At 61.4% G+C, this 26,170-nt stretch carries 18 protein-coding genes and 4 pseudogenes; 10 read left to right on the top strand and 12 right to left on the bottom strand.

The window, feature by feature from the left end:
- Positions 1-463: 463 nt before the first annotated feature.
- Positions 464-1,906, top strand: coding sequence for a sodium:alanine symporter family protein (locus tag E5E97_RS21110; protein WP_171281004.1), 1,443 nt, complete (start codon positions 464-466; stop codon positions 1,904-1,906).
- Positions 1,907-2,148: 242 nt separating this feature from the next.
- Here E5E97_RS21110 and E5E97_RS21105 read toward each other — a convergent pair.
- From E5E97_RS21105 to E5E97_RS21095, 3 genes and pseudogenes are all read right to left on the bottom strand, one after another.
- A pseudogene (locus tag E5E97_RS21105) lies at positions 2,149-4,121 on the bottom strand (DUF3488 and DUF4129 domain-containing transglutaminase family protein).
- Complete coding sequence (locus E5E97_RS21100; RefSeq protein ID WP_171281003.1) at positions 4,108-5,094, bottom strand: DUF58 domain-containing protein; 987 nt, start codon at positions 5,092-5,094, stop codon at positions 4,108-4,110. Before E5E97_RS21100 ends, E5E97_RS21105 begins: the two are co-directional and overlap by 14 nt.
- Positions 5,094-6,014, bottom strand: coding sequence for a MoxR family ATPase (locus tag E5E97_RS21095; RefSeq protein WP_171281002.1), 921 nt, complete (start codon positions 6,012-6,014; stop codon positions 5,094-5,096). The genes E5E97_RS21100 and E5E97_RS21095 overlap by 1 nt, the downstream gene beginning before the upstream one ends.
- Before the next feature lie 191 nt (positions 6,015-6,205).
- Between E5E97_RS21095 and ampC the strand changes: the two genes are divergently transcribed.
- The 4 genes from ampC to yidZ all read left to right on the top strand — a co-directional run bounded on the left by ampC (position 6,206) and on the right by yidZ (position 10,531).
- Positions 6,206-7,354 (top strand): FOX/MOX family class C beta-lactamase, encoded by a 1,149-nt coding sequence (ampC, locus tag E5E97_RS21090; RefSeq protein WP_171281001.1) that lies wholly within the window; start codon positions 6,206-6,208, stop codon positions 7,352-7,354.
- A 721-nt stretch (positions 7,355-8,075) separates the two neighbouring features.
- The gene (locus tag E5E97_RS21085; RefSeq protein ID WP_102988206.1) at positions 8,076-8,399 is read left to right on the top strand and encodes a Bor family protein; all 324 of its coding nucleotides are present in this window, start codon (positions 8,076-8,078) and stop codon (positions 8,397-8,399) included.
- Between the two features lie 30 nt (positions 8,400-8,429).
- Positions 8,430-9,383 (top strand): hypothetical protein, encoded by a 954-nt coding sequence (locus E5E97_RS21080; protein WP_171281000.1) that lies wholly within the window; start codon positions 8,430-8,432, stop codon positions 9,381-9,383.
- 176 nt (positions 9,384-9,559) lie between these two features.
- On the top strand, positions 9,560-10,531 hold the full coding sequence (gene yidZ / locus E5E97_RS21075; protein ID WP_044800523.1) for an HTH-type transcriptional regulator YidZ: 972 nt from the start codon (positions 9,560-9,562) through the stop codon (positions 10,529-10,531).
- Positions 10,532-10,796: 265 nt separating this feature from the next.
- Here yidZ and E5E97_RS21070 read toward each other — a convergent pair whose 3' ends face one another.
- A complete protein-coding gene (locus E5E97_RS21070) occupies positions 10,797-10,988 on the bottom strand; it encodes a hypothetical protein (RefSeq protein ID WP_171280999.1) in 192 nt (63 codons plus the stop codon).
- 94 nt (positions 10,989-11,082) lie between these two features.
- Between E5E97_RS21070 and dtpB the strand changes: the two are divergent.
- Positions 11,083-12,587 (top strand): annotated as a pseudogene (gene dtpB / locus E5E97_RS21065) (dipeptide/tripeptide permease DtpB).
- Positions 12,588-12,633: 46 nt separating this feature from the next.
- Here dtpB and ruvX read toward each other — a convergent pair.
- Both ruvX and E5E97_RS21055 read right to left on the bottom strand, forming a co-directional pair.
- Positions 12,634-13,056 (bottom strand): Holliday junction resolvase RuvX, encoded by a 423-nt coding sequence (gene ruvX / locus E5E97_RS21060; protein WP_011706917.1) that lies wholly within the window; start codon positions 13,054-13,056, stop codon positions 12,634-12,636.
- A 46-nt stretch (positions 13,057-13,102) separates the two neighbouring features.
- Positions 13,103-13,657, bottom strand: a complete 555-nt coding sequence (locus E5E97_RS21055) for a YqgE/AlgH family protein (RefSeq protein WP_016351591.1) — start codon at positions 13,655-13,657, stop codon at positions 13,103-13,105.
- Between the two features lie 118 nt (positions 13,658-13,775).
- Here E5E97_RS21055 and E5E97_RS21050 point away from each other — a divergent pair, with 118 nt between their 5' ends.
- On the top strand, positions 13,776-15,401 hold the full coding sequence (locus tag E5E97_RS21050) for a methyl-accepting chemotaxis protein (RefSeq protein ID WP_171280998.1): 1,626 nt from the start codon (positions 13,776-13,778) through the stop codon (positions 15,399-15,401).
- 111 nt (positions 15,402-15,512) lie between these two features.
- Here E5E97_RS21050 and gshB read toward each other — a convergent pair.
- From gshB to metK, 5 genes and pseudogenes are all read right to left on the bottom strand, one after another.
- A pseudogene (gene gshB / locus E5E97_RS21045) lies at positions 15,513-16,465 on the bottom strand (glutathione synthase).
- Between the two features lie 114 nt (positions 16,466-16,579).
- Positions 16,580-17,310, bottom strand: a pseudogene (rsmE, locus tag E5E97_RS21040) (16S rRNA (uracil(1498)-N(3))-methyltransferase).
- 63 nt (positions 17,311-17,373) lie between these two features.
- Positions 17,374-18,057, bottom strand: a complete 684-nt coding sequence (locus E5E97_RS21035) for an endonuclease (protein WP_139707011.1) — start codon at positions 18,055-18,057, stop codon at positions 17,374-17,376.
- Between the two features lie 78 nt (positions 18,058-18,135).
- Complete coding sequence (locus tag E5E97_RS21030; RefSeq protein WP_171280997.1) at positions 18,136-18,669, bottom strand: SprT family zinc-dependent metalloprotease; 534 nt, start codon at positions 18,667-18,669, stop codon at positions 18,136-18,138.
- A gap of 69 nt (positions 18,670-18,738) precedes the next feature.
- Positions 18,739-19,890 carry a methionine adenosyltransferase gene (metK, locus tag E5E97_RS21025; protein WP_011706910.1) on the bottom strand — a complete coding sequence of 384 codons (1,152 nt, stop codon included), beginning with the start codon at positions 19,888-19,890 and terminating at the stop codon, positions 18,739-18,741.
- 342 nt (positions 19,891-20,232) lie between these two features.
- Between metK and tkt the strand changes: the two genes are divergently transcribed.
- Both tkt and E5E97_RS21015 read left to right on the top strand, forming a co-directional pair.
- The gene (gene tkt, locus E5E97_RS21020) at positions 20,233-22,224 is read left to right on the top strand and encodes a transketolase (protein ID WP_016351585.1); all 1,992 of its coding nucleotides are present in this window, start codon (positions 20,233-20,235) and stop codon (positions 22,222-22,224) included.
- Between the two features lie 410 nt (positions 22,225-22,634).
- The gene (locus tag E5E97_RS21015) at positions 22,635-23,036 is read left to right on the top strand and encodes a hypothetical protein (protein WP_171280996.1); all 402 of its coding nucleotides are present in this window, start codon (positions 22,635-22,637) and stop codon (positions 23,034-23,036) included.
- Positions 23,037-23,180: 144 nt separating this feature from the next.
- On the opposite strand, the gene E5E97_RS21010 is transcribed toward E5E97_RS21015, so the two are convergent.
- Positions 23,181-24,446, bottom strand: coding sequence for a RidA family protein (locus E5E97_RS21010; protein WP_171280995.1), 1,266 nt, complete (start codon positions 24,444-24,446; stop codon positions 23,181-23,183).
- 825 nt (positions 24,447-25,271) lie between these two features.
- Here E5E97_RS21010 and hchA point away from each other — a divergent pair.
- Positions 25,272-26,135, top strand: coding sequence for a glyoxalase III HchA (gene hchA, locus E5E97_RS21005; protein WP_171280994.1), 864 nt, complete (start codon positions 25,272-25,274; stop codon positions 26,133-26,135).
- Positions 26,136-26,170: the final 35 nt, after the last annotated feature.

Here is a 26,170-nt window from a genome sequence, read left to right as displayed (position 1 = left end):
CCGGAGTGAATTTAGCGGCCGCCAAAAACAACTTTTTTGGTTGATTATCGGTTTTGTGGCATCGATCACACAAATTGTCCGATCAGCCTCTTGAAATTTTATTACGTGTAAAACGTTTGGCGAAACAAAGGGGTTTTGGCTGCCCGGATGGGTAAACGCTTGCGTAATGGTTTGCCCCCTTCTCTGCTTGCTCTACCTCTATGTAGATAATTGCCAAAAAGTGCTCTTTTGGGTCTAATTTGTCGGCTGATTGATTGGATTCTCAGTTTTGTTGAAATTTTGCGAGTTAAATGAAGCTTTAATGCACTGGATCGCTCGTTTTTTGTTTCCGCAGTGATCCCGATCACTATTCTGAACTCCCTCGCTATGCTAGATTCCGCCCCTTTAGTGAACCGCAAATTCAGAAACAGACAGCAAGGGGTCAGCGCAGACTGACCATGGATGTGATAACAACGAGAGAAATATGGACACCTTGATCGCAATGATTAACGACCTGATGTGGGGAGCCGTGCTCATCTACCTGCTCATCGGCGTCGGCATCTTCTTCACCTTCCGCCTGGGTTTTATCCAGATCCGCCACTTCGGCCACATGTTCTCCGTCTTGCGCAACAGCCGCAAATCAGACAACGCCGGCATCTCCTCCTTCCAGGCCCTCTGTACCAGCCTTGCCGCCCGCGTGGGTACCGGCAATCTGGCCGGGGTGGCGGTGGCCATCTATCTGGGTGGCCCGGGTGCCATCTTCTGGATGTGGCTGATCGCTTTCATCGGCATGGCGACCGCCTTCGTCGAGAGCACCCTGGCCCAGCTCTACAAGGTCAAGGATGAGGACGGCAACTACCGTGGCGGCCCCGCCTACTACATGGAGAAGGGGCTCGGCATGCGCTGGATGGGGGTGTTGTTCTCGCTCTGCCTGATCCTGGCGTTCGGTCTGGTGTTCAACGCGGTACAAGCCAACTCCATCAGCCTGGCGATGAACGTGGCCTTCGGCATCCCCGACTGGGTCAGCGGTCTGGCACTGGTGGTGCTCTCCGGTCTCATCATCTTCGGCGGCATTCGCGGCATCGCCCGTTTCGCCGAGCTGGTCGTGCCCTTCATGGCGCTGGCCTACATCCTGATGGCGCTGTTCGTGGTCGCCATGAACACCAGCGAGCTGCCGGGGGTGTTCAGCCTGATCATCAAGTCCGCCTTCGGTCTTGAGCAGGCCGGCTCCGGTGCGCTGGGCTACGCCATCTCCCAGGCGATGATCAACGGCATCAAGCGCGGTCTCTTCTCCAACGAAGCCGGTATGGGCTCCGCTCCCAACGCCGCCGCGACCGCAACCCCCTATCCGCCGCACCCGGCCTCCCAGGGTTATGTGCAGATGCTGGGGGTGTTCCTCGATACCATCGTCATCTGTACCTGTACTGCCGCCATCATCCTGATGTCCGGCCAGTTTGAACCGGGCTCCGGCATCACCGGGGTGGAGCTGACCCAGCGGGCGCTCTCCTCCCAGATCGGTGGCGGTGGCAACATCTTCATCGCCGCGGCCATCTTCTTCTTCGCCTTCACCTCCATCGTGGCGAACTACTCCTACGCCGAGACCAACCTGGTGTTCCTCGAGCACAACCACAAGGGCGGTCTGATGCTGTTCCGGATGTTCGTGCTGGGCATGGTGATGTTCGGCTCGGTGGGCGAGCTGCCGACCGTGTGGGCCATGGCGGACGTCTCCATGGGGCTGATGGCCATCGTCAACCTGGTGGCGATTCTGCTGCTCTCCGGGGTGGCCATCAAGCTGGCGCGGGACTACAACGACCAGCTCAAGCTGGGCAAGGTGCCCACCTTCGACGCCAACAAGTACCCCGAGATCCGCAGCCAGCTGGAAGAGGGGATCTGGGACAATCCGGCGCAAAACAGCAAGCAGGCATAAGCCTCGCAGTCGCCGTTGTCTGACAACAAGGGGAGCCACTGGCTCCCCTTTTGTTTGGGCGCCGTTTTCACCGCCGTCAGCTGTGGGTATCCCAGCGCCGGCAGATCTGGCGCAACCGTCGCCGCATCTTGTGCAAGGTGTGTTGACGCTGCACTGCCGTCAGTGGCGGGCATCCCAGCGCCGACATATCTGGCGCAGTCGTCGCCGCATCTTGTGCAAGGTGGGTTGACGCTGCACTGCCGTCAGTGGTGGGTATCCCAGAGCCGGCAGATCTGGCGCAGTCGTCGCTGTAGCTGGCGCAAGGTACGGTGACGCTGCACCGCCGACAAGGGGGCATAACGCCATCGCCGGTAGAGCCAGGCCCCCTGTTGCAGCGGCCGCGCCAAGGCAGGTCTGAGGCCGGCGAGGCGCTCGCACCAGCTGGCCAGGCTCTCCCCCGCCAAGGGCTGCCAGCCATGGCGGGCGGCGCGCCGGCGCAGGGGTTGCCATAGCCGCAGGGGCAGCGGAGCCGGGCCGTGCCAGATCAGCAGGCCGCCTACGAGGCTGGCCACCCCCAGCAGGGCGGCCAGGATCAGCCAGTGGGTATGGCCGGCCAGCACCGGCCAGCGTTGCCCCAGCTGCTGCCACAGGCTGGCGGCATCATAGTTGAGCACCCAGCGGGTCCATTGGTAATCGAGATTGGCCCCCCACCAGCGCAACTGGTTGAGCAGGGCCCAGTTGCGATAGCGCTGCAAGGAGAGCGGGTCGGCGGCGGCGAACTCGCCGCCAAGGGCCGCCGGCATGCCCCCCTCGATGCGCTGGGGGGCCACTGCGGCGGTGGGATCGAGCCGCTGCCAGCGGTTCTGCTTATCCAGATACTCCACCCAGGCGTGGGCATCGAACTGGTGCACCTCCAGGTAGTTGCCCCTCGGATTCCACTCGCCACCGAGGTAGCCGGTCACCAGCCGGGCCGGGATGCCGGCCGCCCGCAGCACGAAGGCGGTAGCCGTGGCGTAGTGACCGCAAAAGCCGCGCCGGCTCTCGAACAGAAAGTCATCCACCCCGTCTTGCCCCAGCCGCGGCGGCTGCAGGGTGTAGTAGAAGTCGCCCTGGTGAAACTCGCCCAGCAGGGCGGCGGCCAGCGCCTCTGGCGCCGGATGGCGGGCCTTGAGCGCCAGGGCGTGGGCCCGGGCCTTGGGGTTGCCGCCGGCGGGCAACTGCAGGTTGAGGTGACGGGCAGCGTCATCGGCTGGTGGTGCCATGGCGGCCGTGCTGACCCGGTAACTGACGCGGCCATCCCCCGATCCTGGCGATAGAGGGTGGCGAGGGGGCTCAAGATGACCGGGCCGCTCAACACCTCGGGGTTGGCCTGGGCCAGGGTCCAGCGCAGGCGCTGGGGCTCGGCGATCACCTGATAGCTGCCGGCCGGCAGCGGGGTCGTCGGGTTGGCCGCCGGCAGCATCTGCACGGATTGGGATTGTTGCCAGCGGCGCACCTGCTCGCTGAGCAACCAGCGCCGGCCATCGAACAGCTCCTGGCGCATCAGCGGGAAGTAGCGCTCCTTCGGCGGGGGCGGCGCAGCGGCGAAGGTGATGCGAAAGGCCAGCTCGGAGGAGTTGACCAGCTCGCTGATGTCGCCGGGGGCCACCTCCTCCGAGAGGCCGGAGAGGGCGCGGCTGCTGCTCGGCATCTGCCACAGTGGCGCCAGCCTTGGCAGCAGCAGAAACAGGGTGAGCAGCAGGGGGATGGCCAGCAGCAGGATGAGCCCGGCACGGCGCCACAGCCGCTGGCCGAGGGGCTGCACCGCCGCCAGCAAGGTGGTGACCGCCAGCCAGAGCGCCCCCGTCATCGCCAGGGCCCACCCCATGCTTTGCCGTTGCACCAGCGCCAGCGCGACGAGAAAGAAGGCGAGCAGCAGCACCTGCTCCACATCCCGCTCTCGCCGGACCTCGATGAGCTTGAGGCCGTAGCCGAGCCAGAGCAGGTTGATGAGGGCCGGCAAGGTGCCGAGCTGGCGCCACTGCCAGCCAAGCAGCGCCACGCCCAGCATGGCCAACAGTGCCAGCGCGGTAGCGGGCGGCGGGCGCCAGCCCCGCCACAGCATCATGGCCCGCACGCCCAAGGTGAGCAGTGAAACGGCCACCACCCAGAGTTGCAACTGGGGCCAGAGTGCGGGGATCAGCAGCAGTTGCAGCAGGGCGAGCAGCGGCAGCAGGCGCCGGTTATCGAGCAGCATCGAGGTCGACCTCCTGCTGCGACTCCACGGCATCGACGCGGGCCAGCGCCAGCCGGCAGCGCTGCAAAAAGTTAGCCCCGCTGTCCGGCCCGAGCGTCCGGCCCGCCAGCGTCAGGCTGAAGGGTATGCCCCGCTTGGCGTAGTCATCACACCACCAGGCGAGCACCGCCAGCCGCTGCTCCAGATCCCGGCCGCCGACCCGCTGCAGGCTGAGGTGAGTATCATCCTGTCCCGGCTCGCAGAACTGCTTCACCAGCAGGCCGCGTCCCTGGGCGAGCTGCTTCCAGGCGACCCGGCTCAGCGGCTCCCCGCTCTGGTGGGCCCGCAGCATGTCGAAGTCCCCCATCGAGGCCGGGGTGGGCTGTCCCCGATTGCCCGCCGCATCGGCTGTTGCCTCCCCGCGCAAGGGGCCATACTCGGGGGCCGGCGCGAGCCAGCCCTCCAGCTGCAGGTCCAGCAGCGTCCAGCAGCGAAACAGGCCGAGGGGGTAGCGGCTCTCCACCCGTAGCCTCTCCAGCGGCAGGCGTCCGCGCCGGGGACCCAGCACCGGCAGGAGCAGGGGTTGCGGCACCGCATCCACCTGCGCCAGCCAGAGCCGCCCTTCATTAAGGGAAAATTGCAGAGCCTGCAGCGGCCGTTCGCTGCGCACCGTGATGGGCATGGGCAGGGGGCTGCCCGCCTCTCCCAGTACGGCGGGCCCCCCCAGCAGAGACAGCCCCAGCAGGTTGCGGTGGGTGAGCCACATGGTGACCATGAACAGGCTGCCGAGGCCGTAGGCCACCAGCAACACCAGGTTGTTCTGGTAGTTGGTGCCGAGCAGATAGATGGCCAGCATCACCAGTAGATACCAGAGACCGAGCCGGGTGGGCAGGATGAACAGGCAGCGCCCCTGCAGGGTGATCTGGCGGGTTGGCGGGATGCGCCGGGCCAGCCAGCCTTGCTGCCACCTGGTCCTGCGCTGGCGCCAGTTCATCAGGGGCGATCCGGATCGACCCGGGCCAGCAGGCGCTGGCTCAGCGGGCAGGCTTCGCCACGCTGCACCCCGAAGCTGCCCCTGAGCCTGTGTTCGGCCACGTAGGGGAAGACCGCCTGCACATCCTCCACGCTGACGAAGCGGCGGCCCGCCACCAGCGCCCAGGCCCGGCTCACCGCCAGCAGGGTCTGGGCGGCGCGGGGTGAGAGAGGTTGTGGCAGGTCGGCGTCGAAGCGGCTCTGCTGCACCAGTGCCAGCAGGTAGTCGAGGCTGGCATCTGAGAGGTGGATCTGCGCCGCCTCGGCCTGCAGGGCGGTCAGCTCGGCGGCGCTCAGCTGCCGCTCGAGGGGCGCGCTCTGGCTGGCCCCGCGCAGCAGTCGACGCTCTGCTTCCGGGGTGGGAAAACCGAGGGAGAGGCGCACCGCGAAGCGATCGAGCTGGGATTCCGGCAGGGGATAGGTGCCCGCCTGATCCGCAGGGTTCTGGGTGGCGATGACGAAGAAGGGGGAGGGCAGCGGGTGGCTCTCTCCCTCTATGCTCACCTTGCCTTCGGCCATGGCCTCCAGCAGGGCGCTCTGTACCTTGGGGCTGGCGCGGTTGATCTCGTCCGCCAACAGTACCTGGGTGAAGACGGGGCCCGGGTGAAAGCGAAACTGCTGCTGGTGGGGATCAAAAATCTGCAGCCCCAGCAGGTCGGCCGGCAGCAGATCGGCGGTGAACTGCACCCGCCGGCAGTCGAGCCCCAGCACCTGCGCCAAGGCGTGGGCCAGGGTGGTCTTGCCCATGCCGGGCAGATCCTCGATCAGCAGGTGGCCGCGGGCCAGCAGGGTCACCAGCGCTATCTTGAGCTGCAACGGCTTGCCGAGGATCACCTGCTCCAGTGCCGTCAGCAGCCGGGTTATCTGTGGTTGTGTCTGCACGTGCGCCTCCCTGTGTGATGCCGCCCCTACAGCTTATACGCCCGTTGTCGGGCAGGGGAGGACAAGTCATGGATAACCCATTGAATCTGGATGATTTGGTGGGCGACTTCACACAGACTTCACCCCGGTTCATGCTTGGCACACGTTGGCCGGTTAGGCTGGCAGCTCCTGAACATACTGAGATTCTTGCTATGAAACAGACCAGAGCCCTGCCACTGCTGGCCCTCGGCACCCTGCTGCTTGCCCCGCTCTCCCTGGCGGCCCCCGTCGATCCGCTGAAGGCTGTGGTGGATGACGCCATCCGTCCCGTGCTCAAGCAGCACAGGATCCCTGGCATGGCGGTCGCCGTGCTGAAAGGGGGGCAGGCCCACTACTTCAACTACGGGCTGGCCGATGTGGCGACCGGGACCAAGGTCAATGAGCAGACCCTGTTCGAGATTGGCTCGGTCAGCAAGACCTATACCGCCACTCTTGGCGCCTACGCCGTGGTCAAGGGGGGCTTCAAGCTCGATGACCAGGTGAGCGGGCACGCGCCCTGGCTCAAGGGCTCCGCCTTCGATGGCATCACCATGGCGGAACTTGCCACCTACAGCGGCGGGGGGTTGCCGCTGCAATTCCCCGACGAGGTTGATTCGAGCGATACCATGCGGGCCTATTACCGGCACTGGACCCCGGCCTATCAGCCGGGCAGCCATCGTCAGTACTCCAATCCCAGCATCGGCCTGTTCGGCCATCTGGCGGCGAGCAGCCTGCAGCAGCCGTTTGCCCAGTTGATGGAGCAGACCCTGCTGCCAACACTCGGGTTGGAGCACACCTATCTGCAGGTGCCCGAGGCCGCCATGGCTCGCTACGCCTTCGGCTACTCGAAAGAGGACAAGCCCATCAGGGTCAACCCTGGCATGCTGGCGGACGAGGCCTACGGCATCAAGACCGGCTCGGCGGATCTGCTCGCCTTCGTGAAGGCCAACATCAGCGGGGTGGATGACAAGGCGTTGCAACAGGCGATCGCCCTGACCCACACCGGTCTTTACCGGGTAGGGGAGATGACCCAGGGGCTGGGCTGGGAGAGCTACGCCTACCCGGTCAGCGAGCAGACGCTGCTGGCGGGCAACTCCCCGGCGGTGAGCCTCAAGGCCAATCCGATCGCGCAGTTCGATGCGCCAGTAGCGCCCGGGGCTATGCGCCTCTACAACAAGACCGGTTCGACCGGTGGCTTTGGTGCCTACGTGGCCTTCGTGCCCGCCAAAGGGATTGGCATCGTCATGCTGGCCAATCGCAACTACCCCATCGAGGCCAGAGTCAGCGCGGCCCATGCCATTTTGAGCCAGCTGGCGCCCTGAGCTGGGGCTGTGAAGGGCAACCGGTTCGATTGGTGCTGGGGATGGATACTGAACAACGCCGGGCGGGTCCCGGCGTTGTTGCCTTATGGCCGCACCCTGTCGGGGCACCTTGAACCTGCTTTTCCGGTTTGCCCGCCCTCCTTGAAGCGCATTTCCATCACGAGATGAGCCCGATTTTATTGTTGCGCCATTCGGTGCGATATTTGTTGCGCAACAATATGGTGCATCAACATATTCACGCAGTCTGATAAATGGCATGCAAGAATATGTTCCAAATGAAGCAATGTGACGATTCGCCTATTCAATAAATATAAAGATGCCACCTCGCAGCCAGTGATCTGGTGGTGGCTGTCGCCGCAGTATTTGTCACACAAACGTGCAACATCATGTCTGAAATGGAATGTTTTGACTTCTCTTTTTGTTATAGACGGCGACAGGGCACAACGACATACTTGTCGCCATCATAAAAATATATTTTGCCGCGTGTGGATATATACCGGCATACAGGCTGAACCGCTATTCTCTTACATCTCTTTTTTAATAATGGTCACATGCCGACAGCATGCTGATGGCCAGTGTCGTCTGTATCTGAAAAACAGCTATTTGATAATTAACTTGATTGTATTGTGCGATGCTATCGCATCTATTGGTGTACCTGTCACCGGGTATCTATCTGTAAAGCTTGGTATCTCCTCCTGACCTCACATGAAAGGTTGTATGAATGTTTGTTGGCAAATATTCCGTTGTCCTGTTTCTGGCGCTCCTGAGTGGTGGCTGTGCCAAGCAGGTCATTGATGTGAATGCCTCGCAGCGGTTCGAGCTTGGCGCTGCCAGGCCGGTCAATTCCACCGAGATAACCAGCCACTTTTTCTTTTCCGATATCGACCTTGGCTTGAATGAAAAAGTGGATGCGGCAGCTATTTGTCATGGTGTCGAAAATATCATCAGCATTGAGACAAACGTTAGCTTTCTGGATTCCATGCTCAGTGGCATTACTTACGGTTTTTATACTCCACGATCGGCCAGGATCTATTGCGCCGCGTGATGACGATATAACAAAAAAGGAGAAAGGCTTGTGAAGAAGATCAACGGTCTGCTGCTGGCCGGCATCTGTGCCGGTTCACTTTATGGATGCGGCGGGAGTGACGATAAAGGGGCTGATCCAGCCAATTCGGTACCGCCGGGCAAATCATTCGAGGTGGAACATGTGACTGTGCCCAACGCCGTGCTCTATCAGGCGAATTACATGAGCGCCGATGGTAAGGCCGGTCCGAGCGGTTATGCCTTGCAGTATGAAAAACGAGATGGCGGGACTTACCCGCGCTGGAGTGCCTGGGCCAATAACGGCGTGGTCGCCAGTTGGTGGTGGTTGAACGACGGGGATGAGACAACGACCAGCAAGCCGGCCAGCGCTCGGCTTCATCGTACGAGTTACCTGGAGAGAGACAATGGCATTGCGGCAGCCCAGGCTATCCGGCAGGCCGATGTCGTTTACGAGCGTACCGTGCATGCGCAACCACAGATTGTCACTGAACATCCGGTGGTCGGGGTGGCCAGCAATATCGAGCTCAATCTCGCCGCAACCGGGACCGATAGCTATCCCGCCTGGTCGGGCAAGGTCGCGCTGACCGAGCTCAAGACCCGGGGGGGCAATACGGGCAGCTGGCATGCAAACAACGGATATGGCACCGAGTTGCTGGGTAATGTGGAGAGCACGCGCAATGGCGACAAGGTGACCATCACGATGGAGCTGCTGGCCGCCGGATGCACGCTGACGGGGGAGGGGATCTCATCCGGCCATACTCGCTTCGATCGTCTGCAGTTTACCGGTTTTGAGCGGTGCCGATTTGATTCCGCCAAGGGGGCGGATTGGACGGCCGTGGATTATCACCATAACGCCGCGCTGGCCAAGGCTAAAGAGAGTGCCCTCGGTTATGTCGCCACTTTCAAAAGTGACCATGGCTCCCGGCTGCTGGTGGTGGGCTTTCCCGAGCTGGATGGCCTGGTATGGCTGGTCAATCCGCGCTGACTGGGCGTAAAACTGCCGATTGTTGAGGGTTGGAGGTGGGCGCTATCGCATCGCGATGATCGGCCATGTACCCTGTGAAGGGAGCCTCCGGCATATTTGGTGCGCCGCAAGCTGCGGCGCGGCGCACGCAGCCCGGATGAGCGGTGCAGTGACAGGAGGCCTTGAGGAGGGGAAGCATGCGAACACTGAGTGAGCTCGACTTGAATCTGCTGGTGGTGTTCAAATACCTGATGGCGGAGCGCAGCGTGGCGGGCACGGCCAAACAGCTCAGTGTGACGCCTTCCACGGTGAGCAAGGCGCTCGCCAAGCTGCGGGAGTGGTTTGCCGACCCGCTGTTCGTGCGTGGGCGCAAGGGGTTGCAGCCCACCAACCTGGCGTTGACCCTGGAAGAGGAGCTGACGGTCTGGTTCCAGCTCACGGAGCGGATCGCCGCCCTCAACAGCGAAGCGATCCCCGATGGCGCCCGCTTCAATCTGGTGATGCAGTCCCCCTTCTACAACAGCCTGTTGAGCGATCTGCCCATGACCATTCATGGGACCTATCCCAACTCCGTGGTCAAGATGCTGGGCTGGAATCGCAACTCGCTGGATGACATCGTCAACGGCGATGCGGATCTCGGCGTCTGCGTGCGGGAGAGCTACAGCCGCTCCCAGCTCAAACTTCGCAATCTGCCTTATTACATCGACCATGAGGTGCTGTTCTGCGACAGGCCCGTGGTTTTCCTGCGCAAGGATCACCCGCTGTTGCAGCAGGAGTGGTCACTGGAGCACTTTCTGGATTGCCCTCACAGCAGCGTGGTGCTGGAGGTACTGGAGACCTGGGGGCTGGATCTGCTGCTGGAAGACGAGGGGCTGGCACGCCGAGTGCCGGTGATGGTCTCCAGCTTCGAGCAATCCCTGCACATTGCCTCCCAGGCCGACAATGACCTGATCGCCGTGGCTCCCTCCTATTGCGCCGGTTATGCGGCCAAATATCACCCCAATCTGATGACCATGCCGCTCCCTCTGCCAGAGGCGCTCTATCAGCAACTGGAGTTGACCTTCATCCTGCTCTGGCACAAGCGCCACAACCAGGATGCCAAGGTGATGTGGCTGCTCAACGAGATCCGGCGGCTCTACCACCGGGAATCGAGCCCCCTGGCGCCCTGAACCTGGCGGCGTCTCGGACGCCACACGGTTTTCCCCCAGGCGCCATAGCAAGGCTCACACGCCCATGCCGTGAGCCATCTGAAGACACCTCATGCACACAACGGCAGCGAATGCACGTCTCGAGTGAACCTCTTTTCACGAGAAAAACTTATTCCCGCGCATTAGAAAATGTCACATAAACCATAGTTACAAGTGTGATCTGTGGTTAATTTGCTTAAATTGCGGTGGATTATCATAAATAGTGACGGTAGCTCGGCTTTTTAATTTAAAGCGAAAATGCCGGGCCATTTTGATGAAAGCGTGTCGCGACAGGAAAGAAAGGTCCGTTCGATGCCCGGTTGTGTGTCTGCCCGCCGACGATCAGGCAGGCAGTCATGGCGGCGCCGATGACCTGGCCGGAGAGATGGACTGTGTTGAAGCTGGTTGTCCACCCTGGCGCAACATGCACCTTGTTCACGTCGCTCGATCCACAGCAACAAGTTTGTGACCCAGGCCGGGTAGGCTGCGGGCCCTTGATAAATAACAAAATACATACAGACAGGTAGGTTAGCATGCGTCCATCGGCCCCGACCGGGTTGTTGCAACAGCCCAAACCCTTTTTCATGATCTTCTTCGTCGAACTCTGGGAGCGCTTCGGTTATTACGGCGTCCAGGGGATCCTGGCGGTGTTCTTCGTCCAGCAACTGGGATTTTCACAGGAGCAGTCGTTCATCACCTTCGGTGCCTTCTCGGCGCTGGTATATGGCCTCATCTCGGTGGGCGGCTATGTGGGTGACCATGTGCTGGGCACCAAGCGCACCATGGTGCTGGGGGCCATAGTGCTGGTCATCGGCTATTTCATGACCGGCATGTCCATCTACAATCCCGACCTCATCTTCTATGCACTGGGCACCATCGCGGTCGGCAACTGCCTGTTCAAGGCCAACCCCGCCAGCCTGCTCGCCAAGTGCTATGAGCGCGGTGATCCCCGGCTGGATGGGGCCTTCACCCTGTTCTACATGTCGATCAACATCGGCTCGCTCATCTCGCTGTCGCTGGCGCCGGTCATCGCGGATCACTATGGCTATACGGTGACCTACAACCTGTGCGGGGTGGGCCTGGTCATCGCGCTGCTGACCTTCTTCGCCTGTCGTCACATGGTCAAGGACATCGGCTCCGAGCCCGACCATCTGCCGCTCGATTACGGCAAGCTGCTGCTGGTCTTGCTGGGGTCGGTGGCGCTGGTCTTCTTCTGCGCCTGGCTGATGCACCACGTGGTGATCGCCAACATGGTGCTGATGACGGTGACCCTGGCCGTGGTGATCTTCTTCTTTCGCGAAGCCTTCAAGCTCGATGCGGTGGCCCGCAACAAGATGTACGTGGCCTTCGTGCTGATGCTGGAAGCCGTGGTGTTCTACGTGCTCTACGCCCAGATGCCGACCTCGCTCAACTTCTTTGCCATCAACAACATGCATCACGAGATGCTGGGGATGAGCGTCAACCCCATCAGCTTCCAGGCGCTCAACCCCTTCTGGGTGGTGGTGGGCAGCCCGGTGCTGGCGATGATCTATACCCGGCTGGGCAGCAAGGGGCGGGATCTCACCATGCCCCTCAAGTTCACCCTGGGCATGCTGTTCTGCTCCCTCGGCTTTCTCACTGCGGCGGCGTCCGGCATCTGGTTTGCCGATGCACAGGGGCTCACCTCACCCTGGTTCATGGTGCTCATTTATCTGTTCCAGAGTCTGGGAGAGCTGATGATCAGCGCCTTAGGGCTGGCGATGGTGGCGGCATTGGTGCCGCAGCGGCTGATGGGGTTCATCCTCGGGATGTGGTTCCTGACCCAGGCGATGGCCTCTTTGCTGGGGGGATATGTGGCGACCTTTACCGCCGTGCCGCAAGGGGTCACCGATCCGCTGCAGACCCTGCCCATCTACACGGACGTGTTTGGCAAGATTGGGCTGGTGACGCTGCTGGTGGCGGTGGTGATGGCGCTGATGGTGCCCTGGCTCAACCGCATGATGCATGCCGGTCAGGGTGAAGAAGGGGGGATCTGCTCGCGCAACAGGCCAAGGCCTGATGCAGGCATGGGGAGGGGCAGGATTGACCTGCCTCTTCCCCGTCGGTCAACCGTACTGCTCTTCCATCCAGGCTTCCAGAATGAGCTGGGCGGAGACTCCGTCCACGCTGCCTTTCTCCAGCGCCCGATAGCCTCCCCGCTCGAACAGACGTGCCCGCGCATCCGTGGTGGTGAGCCGCTCGTCCTTGAACTCCACCTGCTTGCCGAAGCGGCCGTGCAGCCGGTTGCCGAATTTGCGGGCCCGCACCGTGATCTCCTGCTCGGTGCCGTCCATGTTGAGCGGCAGGCCGACAACCAGCAGGTCCGGTTGCCACTCCTTGAGCAGCTTGTCGATGTCATCCCAGTTGGGGATGCCGTCGTTGGCCTTGATGGCGCGCAGGGGCTGGGCCGTGCCGGTAAGCTCCTGACCGATGGCCACCCCTATGCTTTTGGTGCCGTAGTCAAAGCCCATGATACTGCGTGATGACATTGCATTGATTCCTCAAAATGCCTCGCGAAATGCGTGGCAAACGGCATCAGCTGTGGCCGATGTCGCTGGATAGATGGATGGGATTGACCCCTATGCTGGCGGCGGCCTGCTGCCAGCGCTGATGGATCGGGGTCTTGAACACCAGATCCGGATTGGGCGGTATCACCAGCCAGGCACCGTCGACCAGCTCCTGTTCCAGCTGGCCGGCGCTCCAGCCGGCATACCCGAGCGCCACCAGCCAGTGGGCGGGGGCCTCCTCGGTGCCCAGGGTTTCCAATATATCCTTGGAAGTGGTGACCATGAGCTCATCCCCCACCTGCAGGGTGGAGTTGAAGCCGGGTCGGAAGCTGTGCAGCACGAAGCCGCGGTCGGCGTGCACCGGCCCTCCCTGCAGCACCGGCTGCTTGAGCTCGGGGCTGGGGGGCGGCGCCAGTTTGAGCTGGGTCAGCATGGCATCCAGCGACATGTCCACCGGGATGTTGACCACCAGCCCCATGGCACCCTCTTCGCTGTGTTCGCACAGGTAGACCAGCGAACGCTCGAAATAGGGATCGGAGAGGCTCGGCATGGCGAGCAGGAAGTGATTTTGCAGTGTTTGCATATGGGCCAAATATTGCAAAGGTATTTGGGTCAATTATGGCAGTTCGCCGAGGCGGGCAAAACCGCTTTTTACCGCTTGCGGGCCGGTTCCCCGCCAGAGTCAGGATGGAGATAACACCATGGAAGGTATTTCGATCAGACAGAAGTTGATCCTGGGCTGTGTGGTACCCCTGCTGGCACTGGTGCTGCTGGTGATCGGGGCTGTCCAGGCGATGTCCCAGCTGATGGCTGGCATGAACAGCATGTATCAGGGGGAGGTGGTGCAGCTCAAGGAACTCAAGCAGATCGCCGATCTCTACGCGGTCAAGGTGATCGATGCGGCCAACAAGGCCAATGTGGGGGGCTTTGACCCCGCCAGATCGCGTGCGGACATGAGCGCCGCCCAGCAGGAGATCAAGCGCATCTGGCAGGGCTACCGCAGCCAGCCGATGAGCCAGGCGGAGCAGCGGGAAGCCGACCAGATGCAGGGGCTGTTTGCGGCGGCAGACCAGGAAATTGAGGCGGTGATGCAGATCCTGGCGGACATGCAGGGGAGCAATCAGGGTCAGCTGGCCGCCCATATCATGCCGCTCTATCGGGTGATCGACCCGGTCAGCGACGGGATCAGCGCCCTGGTGGAGTATCAGCTGAAGGAGGCCGAGAAGAGCATGACCGAGCTCAACGGGCTCAGGGTGCAGCTCAACCGGTTGTTTGTCTTGCTGCTGGTGGTCGGCGGCGCCTGCATCCTGTTCTTCGGGGTGTGGGCCGGGCGCAGCGTCAGCCAGCCCCTGGCTGCCATGGGCGGGATCTTGCGCGGCATGCAGACGGATCTCGATCTGAGCAAGCTGGCACCGGTGCTGCGCAAGGACGAGATGGGCGGGCTGGCCCACTCCCTCAACGACGTGATCTGCCATTTTCGCGAGCTCATCACCCAGATCAACGGCATGGCGGAGCAGCTTGCCAGGGAGTCGGCCCAGCTGGCCCATATCGGCGTCGAGAGCCGCCAGCGCTTCGCCCAGCAGCAGGCCGAGACCGATCAGACCGCGACGGCCATGAACCAGATGAGCGCGACCGTGGCAGAAGTGGCCAACAGCTCCAACAACGCTGCCGATGCGGCGCACCATGCCGACGGGAGTGCCCGGTACGGTCACCAGATAGTGGCGGACGCCATCCAGTGCATGTCCGGGTTGTCGTCCCAGATCCAAAACACCGCCGCCATGATCACCCAGCTGGCCGATGACAGCCGCAATATCAGCAGCGTGATGGATGCCATTCGCGGCATCGCCGAGCAGACCAACCTGCTGGCGCTCAATGCCGCCATCGAGGCGGCGCGGGCCGGTGATCAGGGGCGGGGGTTTGCGGTGGTGGCCGACGAGGTGCGCACCCTGGCCCAGCGTACCCAGCGCTCCACCGAGGAGATCGGCAAGACCATCGTCAAGTTGCAGCAGGGGGCCACCCAGGCGGCGTCCAGCATGGAGCTGGGACTGGATCAGGTGGAGCAGTCCAACCGCACCGTGCTGGCCTGCGGTCAGGCGCTCGGTGAGATAGTCAGTTCGGTCAACGTGATCAACGAGATGAATACCCACATCGCCACGGCGGCGGAGGAGCAGAGCAAGGTGGCCGAGGACATCAGCCGCAACGTGGTCAATATCGCCCACATCGCCAGCGAATCGACACAGGCCGCCTCCCAGTTGAACCAGAGTTGCCACGAGCTGGAACAGCTATCCTGCGAACTCAAGGTGAAGGTGGGGCAGTTCCGCTGCTGACGGGAAGAGGCAGGAAAGAGCAAAGGCAGGATGGAAAAGAGGCGGCCCGGGGCCGCCTCTTTTTATTACCGTTCGCTCACTAGAGCGGGCAGCAATTTAACTGTGGCTGGCTCAGGCCTTGGCCAGCCGACGCTCGATGGCATCCATCAACATGCCGGTGATGTGCACGTCGAAGGCCGCTTCAATCTCGCGGATGCAGGTCGGGCTGGTGACGTTAATCTCGGTCAGCCGATCGCCGATGATGTCGAGGCCGACGAAGATGAGCCCCTTCTCTTTCAGCGTCGGACCCACCGCGCGGGCGATGGCCCAGTCGACTTCGCTCAGGGGGCGTGCCTCGCCACGGCCGCCGGCCGCCAGGTTGCCACGGGTCTCCCCTTGCGCCGGGATGCGGGCCAGGCAGTAGGGCACCGGCTCACCGTCCACCACCAGCACCCGCTTGTCGCCATCCTTGATGGCGGGCAGATAGGTCTGCGCCATGCAGTACTGGCTGCCGTGCTCGGTGAGGGTCTCGATGATGACGCCGACGTTGGCGTCATCTTCCTTCATGCGGAAGATGGAGGCGCCGCCCATGCCGTCCAGCGGCTTGAGGATCACGTCCTTGTGCTTCGCGTGGAAGGCGCGCAGCTTGTCGGCACGGCGAGTGACGAGCGTGGTCGGGGTGTGCTCGGCAAACCAGGCGGTGTAGAGCTTCTCGTTGGCGTCGCGCAGGCTCTGCGGCTTGTTGACGATGAGGCAGCCTTCATCCTCGGCCCGCTCCAGCATGTAGGTGGCGTAGATGAACTCGGTGTCGAAGGGGGATCCTTGCGCATCAGGATCACGTCCAGGCTGGAGAGCGGCTGATCCACCACCTCGCCCAGGCTGTACCAGTCGGCATAGTCATATTTGACGGTGAGCGGGCGCATGGTACCGAAGGCGCGACCGGCCTCCATGTAGAGGTCTTTCATCTCCAGATAGAACAGCTCGTAGCCGCGCTTTTGCGCCTCTTCGAGCATGGCGAAGCTGGAGTCCTTCTTGATGTTGATGGCCGAGATGGGGTCCATCACGATGCCGAGTTTAATGGTCATCCGCTGTTCCTTCTTAATGGCTCGATAGGGTTGTAGGGTCGATTAGCGCAGCGTAATCAGCCGCTTGAGGCTGCATCGAGGTTGCCATGGGGCTGCTCGATGCGGTCTATGGTATCAAGCGAGATCACCGAAGCGGCACTGCAGCGCAGTAATCGCCGTCAGGGCGGCGGTTTCGGTGCGCAGCACCCGCGGCCCCAGCAGCATCTCTTTGAAATCTTCCTGCACGGTACGGGCGATCTCGTCGCTCGACAAGCCCCTTCCGGGCCGATCAGCAGGCGCACGCCGTGCTCAGGGATGGGCAGGGTGTTGATGCTGTAGGGCGCGCGCGGGTGCAGGTTGAGCTTGAGCTCCTGAGTCTCTTCCGCCAGCCAGGCGTCGAGCTCCATCGGCATGCGCACCTCGGGCACGGTATTGCGGCCGCACTGCTCGCAGGCGCTGATCACCACCTTCTGCCACTGCTCGCGTTTTTTCTCCAGCCGATCGGCCGGCAGCTTGACGCCGCAGCGCTCGGAGAAGAGCGGGGTGATGCAAGTGACGCCCAGCTCCACCGATTTCTGGATGGTGAAGTCCATCTTGTCGCCGCGGCTGATCACCTGACCGAGGTGGATAGCCAGCGGGGATTCCACCGAGCGGGTGTCGCAACTGTCGATGGTCACTTCCACCGACTTCTTGCCCACATTGGCGATGGTGGCGGGGTACTGGTTGCCGTCGCCGTTGAACAGCTCGAGCTGCTGACCCGGCTGCATGCGCAGCACCCGGCCGATGTGGTTGGCACCGTCTTCCGACAGGGCGAGGGTCTGGCCCACCTGCAGGGCGGCCGGTTCATAGATACGTGGAATGCGCATGGCTCAGTGTCAGTCTCTGGTTCAAGAAGAGGGAGTTTAAATCCCTTGTGTCCATAGATGGGGTTATCGGCACTGCTTTTCAATAAAGGGGTTGGTATTGCCCTGCAGCTTGCCGATGCGGCGGTTGCGCTCGCACTCCCAGCCGTCGGCCGGGTACTGCCTGTCCCAGGCTTCGAACAGTTTACGCTGTTGCGCCGCGAGACGCAGCCCATACTGCTGGCTCATGTAGAGGTAGGCGCGGGCGATCTGGCCGCGTACCGGCCCCTTGGGCGGCTGCACCTGGCGATTTTTGAAGTCCACCAGCATCCGGCACTGGCCGTACTGATCCGGGGTGCCATTCCAGTCGGAGAAGCGGAAGTTGGCCCGATCACCGTTCACCTCGCCGATGGCGGGGAAGAGGTTGTGCATGTCCCCCTCCATCTGGTTGAACTCGTCGCTCTTGCCGCAATTCTTGCGACCGCCCTGCTGCCAGCACTGCAGCTGGTGGCCGAACTCCCAGGCCGGCACCACGTGCTCCCACTCGATGCGGGCGGCGCGCTTGGGCTGCTTGCGCGGCTCATAGCCGCAACTGGCCAGATCCGGGCTCATTTTCTTGCCCTGATAGTCAATCTTGCAGCCGCAATAGAAGGTGACCGGGTGATCCTGATAGAGGCGGTTCAGATCCTGTTTGGCGGCGCGAAAAGTCTGGGCATGCAGGGGCAGACTGACCAGCAGGGTCAGGACGAGAGAGAGCAGGGGACGAAACATGGTGATCCTTGGCAAATGAGATTGTTGGCGGAAAAAAGCAGAGAGGCACCCTAGCACAGGGACGCGACACCGGCTGGCTTACTGCGACGAGCCAACTCGTTCCAGCGGCTGCTTGCAGCGGCGGCAGTGATAGCGGGCTTCGCCGCGCACCACCTTGTTGTGGCGGCGTACCGACAGCTGATGCTGCTGGCAGAGGCAGCGATAGGGGATGGTGCGCTGGGCCAATACCGCCAGATCGAAGCTGTGGGTAGTTCTGGGCTCAAGGCCGAACACCTCCCGCATCACCGATTGCCACTGGCGGCCGTGGGGCAGCACCCGCGATCTGCCACGGCCTTCGCCCCACAGCGCATAGACCAGCAGGTGGGCCACCTCGTGGGGCACCACCTCGGCCAGAAACGCCTGCTGGTTGGCCTGATAGAGTGCCGGGTTGAAGCGCAGCTCCCAGGTTTGCAGCCGCGCCGACCCTGCCGCCCGACCGCGCATGTTGCAATGGACTTGCGGGCGGGGAAAGGGGCGGCCAAGGCGTGCTTCGGCCTGCACAAAACAGGCGTCGACACGGGCGAGCAACTGCTGGTGCAGGGCGAGATCGAGGCGGGTAGCGGTGACGGACATCGGGTTCTCGGCAAATGGCGGACAAGCAAAAGGGGAGCCAGGCTCCCCTTTATACCACAAGCGTGACGCTTACAGACCGGCGGCGGAACGCAGCAGTTCGGCCTTGTCGGTCTGCTCCCACGGGAACTCGTTGCGACCGAAGTGACCGTAGGCGGCAGTGGCCTGGTAGATCGGGCGCTTCAGATCCAGCATCTGGATCAGGCCGTACGGACGCAGTTCGAAGTGCTCGCGTACCAGCTTGACCAGCAGATCCTCGGCGACCTTGGCAGTGCCGAAGGTTTCGACGCTGATGGAGGTCGGCTCGGCCACGCCGATGGCGTAGGAGATCTGGATTTCACAGCGATCGGCCAGACCGGCGGCGACGATGTTCTTGGCCACGTAGCGGGCGGCGTAGGCAGCGGAGCGGTCAACCTTGGACGGATCCTTGCCGGAGAAGGCGCCACCACCGTGACGGGCCATGCCGCCGTAGGTGTCGACGATGATCTTGCGACCGGTCAGACCGCAGTCACCCATCGGGCCGCCGATGACGAAACGGCCGGTCGGGTTGATGAAGTATTTGGTGTCCTTGTTGACCCACTCGGCCGGCAGCACCGGCTTGATGATCTCTTCGCGTACCGCTTCCACCAGATCCTTGTGGCTGATGGATTCGGCGTGCTGGGTAGACAGCACCACGGCATCCACACCGATGATCTTGCCGGCGTCGTCGTAGGCGAAGGTCAGCTGGCTCTTGGCATCCGGACGCAGCCACGGCAGGGTGCCGTTCTTGCGCACTTCAGCCTGACGCTTCACCAGCAGGTGAGAGTAGGTGATGGGGGCTGGCATCAGCACGTCGGTTTCGTTGGTGGCGTAGCCGAACATCAGGCCCTGGTCGCCCGCGCCCTGCTCCAGCGGATCGCTGCGATCAACGCCCTGGTTGATGTCCGGGGACTGCTTGCCGATGGCGTTCAGCACGGCGCAGGAGTCGGCGTCGAAGCCCATGTCGGAGTGGGTGTAGCCGATGTCGCGCACGGTGTCGCGCACGATCTGCTCGATGTCTACCCAGGCGGTGGTGGTTACTTCACCGGCCACCATGACCATGCCGGTCTTGACCAGGGTCTCGCAGGCGACACGGGCCTTGGTGTCTTGCTTGAGGATGGCGTCCAGGACCGCATCGGAGATCTGGTCCGCAATCTTGTCGGGATGGCCTTCGGAGACCGACTCGGAAGTAAACAGCTTTGCCATGATGGGATTCTCAGCTTGTCTGGGGTTATCGCCGCAGCAATAACCGGGTGATGATAGGATGATTGTAGAGGTATCTACATCTGGACGTCCATTTTAGTTAGCGCCCCCCTCGATTGCCAGCACTATTTTGGTTTTACCGCCCCCCGGCCGAACAAGATCCGCGCTTTACCCCATTTGGGGTGTAAAGCGGTTACGACTCAATCGTTTGCCCCGTCAAGAAAAGCGATTGAGCTCCCAAAGCCACTTTATTCGCCCAGATAATATTTGCACGCCGCGTCCCCTGCTGGGACAATAACGCGCCTTAATCTTGGCCATCAAATGAAGCAATCGCAGGAGATACAGATGCCTTCTCGTAAAGAGCTTGCCAATGCCATTCGCGCATTGAGTATGGATGCCGTTCAAAAAGCCAACTCCGGTCACCCGGGCGCCCCCATGGGAATGGCGGATATCGCCGAAGTGTTGTGGCGCAGCCACCTCAAACATAACCCGAACAACCCCAAGTGGGCCGACCGCGACCGTTTCATTCTCTCCAACGGCCACGGCTCCATGCTGCTGTACTCCCTGCTGCACCTCTCCGGTTATGACCTCTCCATCGACGATCTGAAAAACTTCCGCCAGCTGCACTCTCGCACCCCGGGTCACCCGGAGTACGGTTACGCGCCGGGCGTTGAAACCACGACCGGTCCGCTGGGTCAGGGCATCACCAATGCCGTCGGCATGGCGATCGCCGAGAAGGCCATGGCCGAGCAGTTCAACCAGCCGGGTCACGACATCGTCGACCACTACACCTACGCCTTCATGGGCGACGGCTGCCTGATGGAAGGTATCTCCCACGAAGCCTGCTCCCTGGCCGGTACCCTGCAACTGGGCAAATTGATCGCGTTCTGGGATGACAACGGCATCTCCATCGACGGTCACGTGGAAGGCTGGTTCACCGACGACACCGTCAAGCGCTTCGAAGCTTACGGCTGGCACGTGATTGCCGCCGTTGACGGCCACAGCCCGGAAGCGATCAACGCTGCCATCGAAGCCGCCAAGGCCGAGACCGGCAAGCCGACCCTGATCTGCTGCCGCACCATCATCGGTTACGGTTCCCCGAACAAGTCCGGTTCCCACGACTGCCACGGCTCACCGCTGGGCAACGACGAGATCGCCGCCGCCCGTGCCTTCCTGAAGTGGGACCACGCGCCGTTCGTTATCCCGTCCGACATCGCTGCCGAGTGGAACGGTCAGGAGAAGGGCGCCAAACTGGAAGCCGACTGGGCTGCCAAGTTCGCCGCCTATGAAGCTGCTCACCCGACCCTGGCTGCCGAATTCAAGCGCCGTACCGCTGGCGAGCTGCCGGCCAACTGGGCCGCTGAATCTGCCAAGATCATCGAAACCCTGCAAGCCAACCCGGCCAAGATCGCGACCCGCAAAGCCTCCCAGAACTCGCTGGAAGCCTTCGGCAAGCTGCTGCCGGAGTTCATGGGCGGTTCTGCCGACCTGGCTCCGTCCAACCTGACCATGTGGTCCGGCTCCAAGTCCCTGACCAACGACGATGCCTCCGGCAACTACATCCACTATGGTGTACGCGAGTTCGGCATGTCCGCCATCATGAACGGTATCGCCCTGCACGGTGGTTTCATCCCCTACGGCGCCACCTTCCTGATGTTCATGGAATACGCCCGCAACGCCCTGCGCATGGCCGCCCTGATGAAGCAGCGTGCCATCTTCGTTTATACCCACGACTCCATCGGTCTGGGTGAAGATGGCCCGACTCACCAGCCGGTCGAGCAGATCGCCTCCCTGCGTCTGACCCCGAACATGAGCACCTGGCGTCCGTGTGACCAGGTTGAATCCGCCATCGCCTGGAAGCACGCCATCGAGCGTACCGACGGCCCGACTGCGCTGATCTTCTCTCGTCAGAACCTGGCCCAGATGGACCGCAGCGCCCAGCAACTGGCCGATACCGCCAAGGGTGGCTACGTGCTGAAGGATTGCGCTGGCAAGCCTGAGCTGATCCTGATCGCCACCGGTTCCGAAGTGGAACTGGCCGTTGCCGCCTATGAGCAGCTGACTGCCAAGGGCCGTGCCGTGCGCGTGGTCTCCATGCCGGCCACCGACGTGTTCGATGCCCAGTCTGCCGAGTACAAAGAGTCCGTCCTGCCGGCCTCCGTCACCAAGCGTGTGGCCATCGAAGCCGGCATCGCCGACTACTGGTACAAGTACGTCGGTTTCGGCGGCAAGATCATCGGCATGACCACCTTCGGTGAGTCCGCACCGGCCGAGCTGCTGTTCAAGGAATTCGGCTTTACCGTGGAAAACGTGGTTGCGACTGCTGAATCCCTGTAATCGCTGAATATTGGGTCAAGCTGACTCAATAGCCGGAACGGTAAAACGCCCTCCATCGCAAGATGGGGGGCGTTTTTTATGGCTGCTTGGGGATGGCGAAATAGCGTGTGAGCCGATACGGGAGGTATTCAGATCGATTACTTGATCAATCTCGCTTTTTCTTTTGAATTTGCTTTCAAGTTTGGCGTCATACGATACCATGCTGGGCGGCTTACCCCCGTCATTACAAGGCATAAACCAATATTCGGTAGCGTCCATTGAACAAGCCTGGTGGGCAACGTTCGGGCTATTTGATGGTTGCTGGCTGCTTGGTGTCATGCAGCAGGGTTGTCGGGATGGCGGTCAGTTTTTCATGAAGAGTTCTTGATTATAAAAATGTCATGTGACGTATATCTGAAATGGAGTTTCCCATGTCTTGTTCCATTGTCATCAATCAGTCAGCACAGAAACTACAAGTCAATAAGGACAGCTACGATCTGGGAAGAATATCGAACGTACAGGTTCAGGTCCTTTCCTGGAAAGACAAAATACTCAATATGATGATATTGGGGGCCATTGCTTCCAGTTTACTTTTCATATTCGTGCCAACGGATGCACAAGGTCAGGTTATTACATGGATTCTTCCTGCTATTGCATTTTTGATTGGTGCATGTCTGGCACTGGTGATAAGTACCAAGTATGAGTTCAGGTTGGAATTCAGACATTCTGATGAGGTAGGGGTGCAATGGTTCACGGCAGCCAAGAGTCGAGCCGAGGGTGACTTTACATTGTTCAAACAGTGGGAAGCTGAACTCAAGCACCATATTCGATAGCGTGTTATTGGCCCGCAGGTTCGATTAGCGAAGCGTCATCGAACGTTCGCGCATCTGTGTCGATGCCATAAAAATAATATCCTTCCTGTTACCAAAAAAGAGACCGGCATATAGCCGGTCTCTTTTTATTATTCAGGGCATGTCTTATGCCTGCGGCGGGGTGCTTTCCGCGTTGGACATCACCGCATCAATCTGCACCAGGGCGCCGGCGGGCAGCTCGCTCACGCCAATCACGGTGCGGGCGGGCAGATAGGCCGGGAAGTATTTGGTGTAGATGGCATCTACCTCCGCCAGATCCGCGATGTTCTTCACCTGGATATTGACCTTGACGATATCGTCCATCACGTGGCCGATGCTCTCGACGATGGTCTTGATATGGCCGAGGCATTGGGCGGTCTGCTCCTTGACACAACCAGTCAGGATCTTGCCGGTGGCCAGGTCAACCGGCAGCTGGCCGGCGATGTGGTTGTAGTGGGAGAAGGCGACGGTCTGGGTGTGCAGCGGGCTTCTCGGCGCCTTGTCGGTATTGCGGGCGCTGATCACCAGATTGTGTCTGTCTTCCACCAGCTGTGGCGGGGTGCCGTCACCGTGGGAGATGACCGCATCCATCTGCACCCGGGCGCCCAGCGGCAGGGCGGAGGCCACGATCACGCTGCGGGCCGGCAGATAGGCGACGGCACGGGCAATGGCGGAGTCCGGGAAGAAGGTGGTGTAGACCTCGTTGACGGCGTCCAGATCGGCCAGGCTGGTCAGATAGACGGTGACCTTGACGATATCGTCAAACGGCACATCGATGCTCTCCAGCACGTGCTTGATGTTGCGCAGGCACTGGCCAGCCTGCTGCTGGATACCACCGGCGACCAGCTGGCCCGACGCGGCATCGACCGGCAGCTGGGCACCGATATTGTTGTAGTGGGAGAAGGCGACGGTATGGGTCGAGAGCGGATCCTGCAGCGCCTTGTCGCTGTTGCGGGAGAGCTTCAGCAGCGGGCAGGGGGCTTGCGGGAAGGTGCCTTCACCGTTGGAGATGAGCGCGTCCATCTGCACGGCGGCGCCGAGCGGCAGACCGGCCACCGCCAGCACGGTGCGGGTCGGCAGCAGGTGGGGGAAGAACTCGCCATAGACGGCGTTGACCGCGTCGAGATCGGCCATCTCTTTGAGAAATACCGTGATCTTGACCACGTCATCCATCACATGATCGATGCTCTCGACGATGGCCTTGATGTTGGTGAGACACTGTCTGGCCTGCGCCTTGATATCCCCTGCGACCAGCGCGCCCGTTTTCGGGTCGACCGGCAGTTGGGCAGAGATATTGTTGTAGTGGGAGAACGCCACGCTCTGGGTACTGGGGCTCAGATCCTGCGGTGCATTGGCGGTATTTCTGGCTGACTTGATGATGGTACCACTCATGGCGATACTCCTTTTTCGTTTTTGATGTAGGGTCAGGCCGCGTTGATCTTCCCTGGCCGAATGCGTCACGCAGGGCGATACCCATGATGGCGGCAACAGTTGCCCGTTCCCGCCGCAGGGCGACGGGGCAGGGGACCATGGTCATCACTGTGTAAAGCCTTGTGCCGGTGCCGCCGGCGCGTGCAAACGGATAAGGGAGAAATAAATCGGCTTGATGATTCAGACGGGAGGATTCTAGGGGGCGTTCGCCAGCGGATGCAAACCGGGATCCGGTTTCTATGAGGTGGCTCAACAGAGTGAAATATATTCACTTTGCTATTCAATGCATGACCAGAAAGAGCAATAAAGGTGATGGGGCTCCCACTTTTTGCCATGCAGGCGGCTGATGGCGCCTTTATTTGCGCCGATTCAGGTTACCAGCTGTAAATCCCAGGTTAATGATTCTGACCAACTTGCAGGATATTATCCCGGTTTTGCATAGCTATTTATTTTTCGGCTTGGTGAAGGGCTTTTCATAAGGCCAAAAATATGCCTGAAGTGAGCCGCAAGAGAGCCATTGAAATAACATTCAGCCCATCTGCATGGCAATAAGCTGGGGTGGCAAGAGCGGATGGAAATGAGGGGCGCCGTTCACTGCCGGATGCGGCAACCAGGCGGGCAGGACGCCCCCCTGTATATGCCATATATTTTCAGCGCTGCGAACAGGGCCTGGCAGCGTGAGCGCCGTGCGTCAGCGCCCTGTCAGAGGGAAGGGCACAGCTCATTTACCCGGCCCCTGACAGTCAATATTGTGAGAGCGAGTCAACCCATGATGGAGAGCGTGCCATGACCGAGAAGCTGATTGACGACAAGCAACCGACCCCGGATCCGGCGGAGCAGAATGCCTTTTTCCCTTCCCCCTATTCATTGAGCCAGTTCACTTCGCGCAAGTCGGATCTGGCGGGGGCTGATTATCCCGCCCCCTATCGCGGTGGCCGCTGGAAGATCCTGCTGATCGGGGCCGATGAGCGCTATCTGCCCACCGACAACGGCACCCTGTTCTCTACCGGCAACCATCCGGTGGAAACCCTGCTGCCCATGTATCACCTCGACAAGGCGGGCTTTGCCTTTGAGGTGGCCACCCTGTCGGGCAATCCGGTCAAGTTCGAGTGGTGGGCCATGCCGACGGAGGATGAGGCGGTGGTGGGGCTCTATGGCAAATACCAGGGGCAGTTCCGCCAGCCCGCCAAACTGGCGGATCTGCTGGCGCGGGTGCAGGCTCCCGATTCGGACTACCTCGGCGTGTTCATTCCCGGCGGGCACGGCGCCCTGATGGGGCTGCCCGAGAGCGCTGAGGTCAAGGTGTTGCTGGAGTGGGCGATGGCCCACGAGCGTTTCATCATCACCCTCTGCCACGGGCCGGCGGCCTTGCTGGCGGTGGCCAATCCGCACACCTTCGCCGGCTACCGGATCTGCGCCTTCCCCGATGCGCTGGATGAGCAGACGCCGGCGATCGGCTACATGCTGGGTCGGCTCACCTGGAAGTTTGGCGAGCGGCTCAAGGGGATGGGGTTTGAAATCGTCAACAGCGGCATCTCGGGGGCGGTGTGTCGGGATCGCAATCTGCTGACCGGTGACAGCCCGCTGGCCGGCAATCCGCTCGGCAAGCTGGCCGCCACCACCCTGCTGGAGGCGGTGAGCCGCCGATAGCGTCACGCCCTGGCAAGAGGGGCTGGCAGAGCAGA

Source organism: Aeromonas sp. 2692-1, assembly GCF_013085505.1.
GTDB lineage: Bacteria > Pseudomonadota > Gammaproteobacteria > Enterobacterales > Aeromonadaceae > Aeromonas > Aeromonas hydrophila.
This window is presented reverse-complemented; position numbering and strand designations above follow the sequence as displayed.

Excerpts from the sequence above, each read along its gene's own strand:
- E5E97_RS21050 (WP_171280998.1), top strand. The coding sequence starts at position 13,776 with ATGGAAGGTATTTCGATCAGACAGAAGTTGATCCTGGGCTGTGTGGTA.
- yidZ (WP_044800523.1), top strand. The coding sequence starts at position 9,560 with ATGCGAACACTGAGTGAGCTCGACTTGAATCTGCTGGTGGTGTTCAAA.
- tkt (WP_016351585.1), top strand. The coding sequence starts at position 20,233 with ATGCCTTCTCGTAAAGAGCTTGCCAATGCCATTCGCGCATTGAGTATG.
- E5E97_RS21030 (WP_171280997.1), bottom strand. The coding sequence starts at position 18,669 with ATGTCCGTCACCGCTACCCGCCTCGATCTCGCCCTGCACCAGCAGTTG.
- E5E97_RS21110 (WP_171281004.1), top strand. The coding sequence starts at position 464 with ATGGACACCTTGATCGCAATGATTAACGACCTGATGTGGGGAGCCGTG.
- hchA (WP_171280994.1), top strand. The coding sequence starts at position 25,272 with ATGACCGAGAAGCTGATTGACGACAAGCAACCGACCCCGGATCCGGCG.
- E5E97_RS21055 (WP_016351591.1), bottom strand. The coding sequence starts at position 13,657 with ATGCAAACACTGCAAAATCACTTCCTGCTCGCCATGCCGAGCCTCTCC.
- ampC (WP_171281001.1), top strand. The coding sequence starts at position 6,206 with ATGAAACAGACCAGAGCCCTGCCACTGCTGGCCCTCGGCACCCTGCTG.
- E5E97_RS21085 (WP_102988206.1), top strand. The coding sequence starts at position 8,076 with ATGTTTGTTGGCAAATATTCCGTTGTCCTGTTTCTGGCGCTCCTGAGT.
- ruvX (WP_011706917.1), bottom strand. The coding sequence starts at position 13,056 with ATGTCATCACGCAGTATCATGGGCTTTGACTACGGCACCAAAAGCATA.
- E5E97_RS21100 (WP_171281003.1), bottom strand. The coding sequence starts at position 5,094 with ATGAACTGGCGCCAGCGCAGGACCAGGTGGCAGCAAGGCTGGCTGGCC.
- E5E97_RS21035 (WP_139707011.1), bottom strand. The coding sequence starts at position 18,057 with ATGTTTCGTCCCCTGCTCTCTCTCGTCCTGACCCTGCTGGTCAGTCTG.
- metK (WP_011706910.1), bottom strand. The coding sequence starts at position 19,890 with ATGGCAAAGCTGTTTACTTCCGAGTCGGTCTCCGAAGGCCATCCCGAC.
- E5E97_RS21015 (WP_171280996.1), top strand. The coding sequence starts at position 22,635 with ATGTCTTGTTCCATTGTCATCAATCAGTCAGCACAGAAACTACAAGTC.
- E5E97_RS21010 (WP_171280995.1), bottom strand. The coding sequence starts at position 24,446 with ATGAGTGGTACCATCATCAAGTCAGCCAGAAATACCGCCAATGCACCG.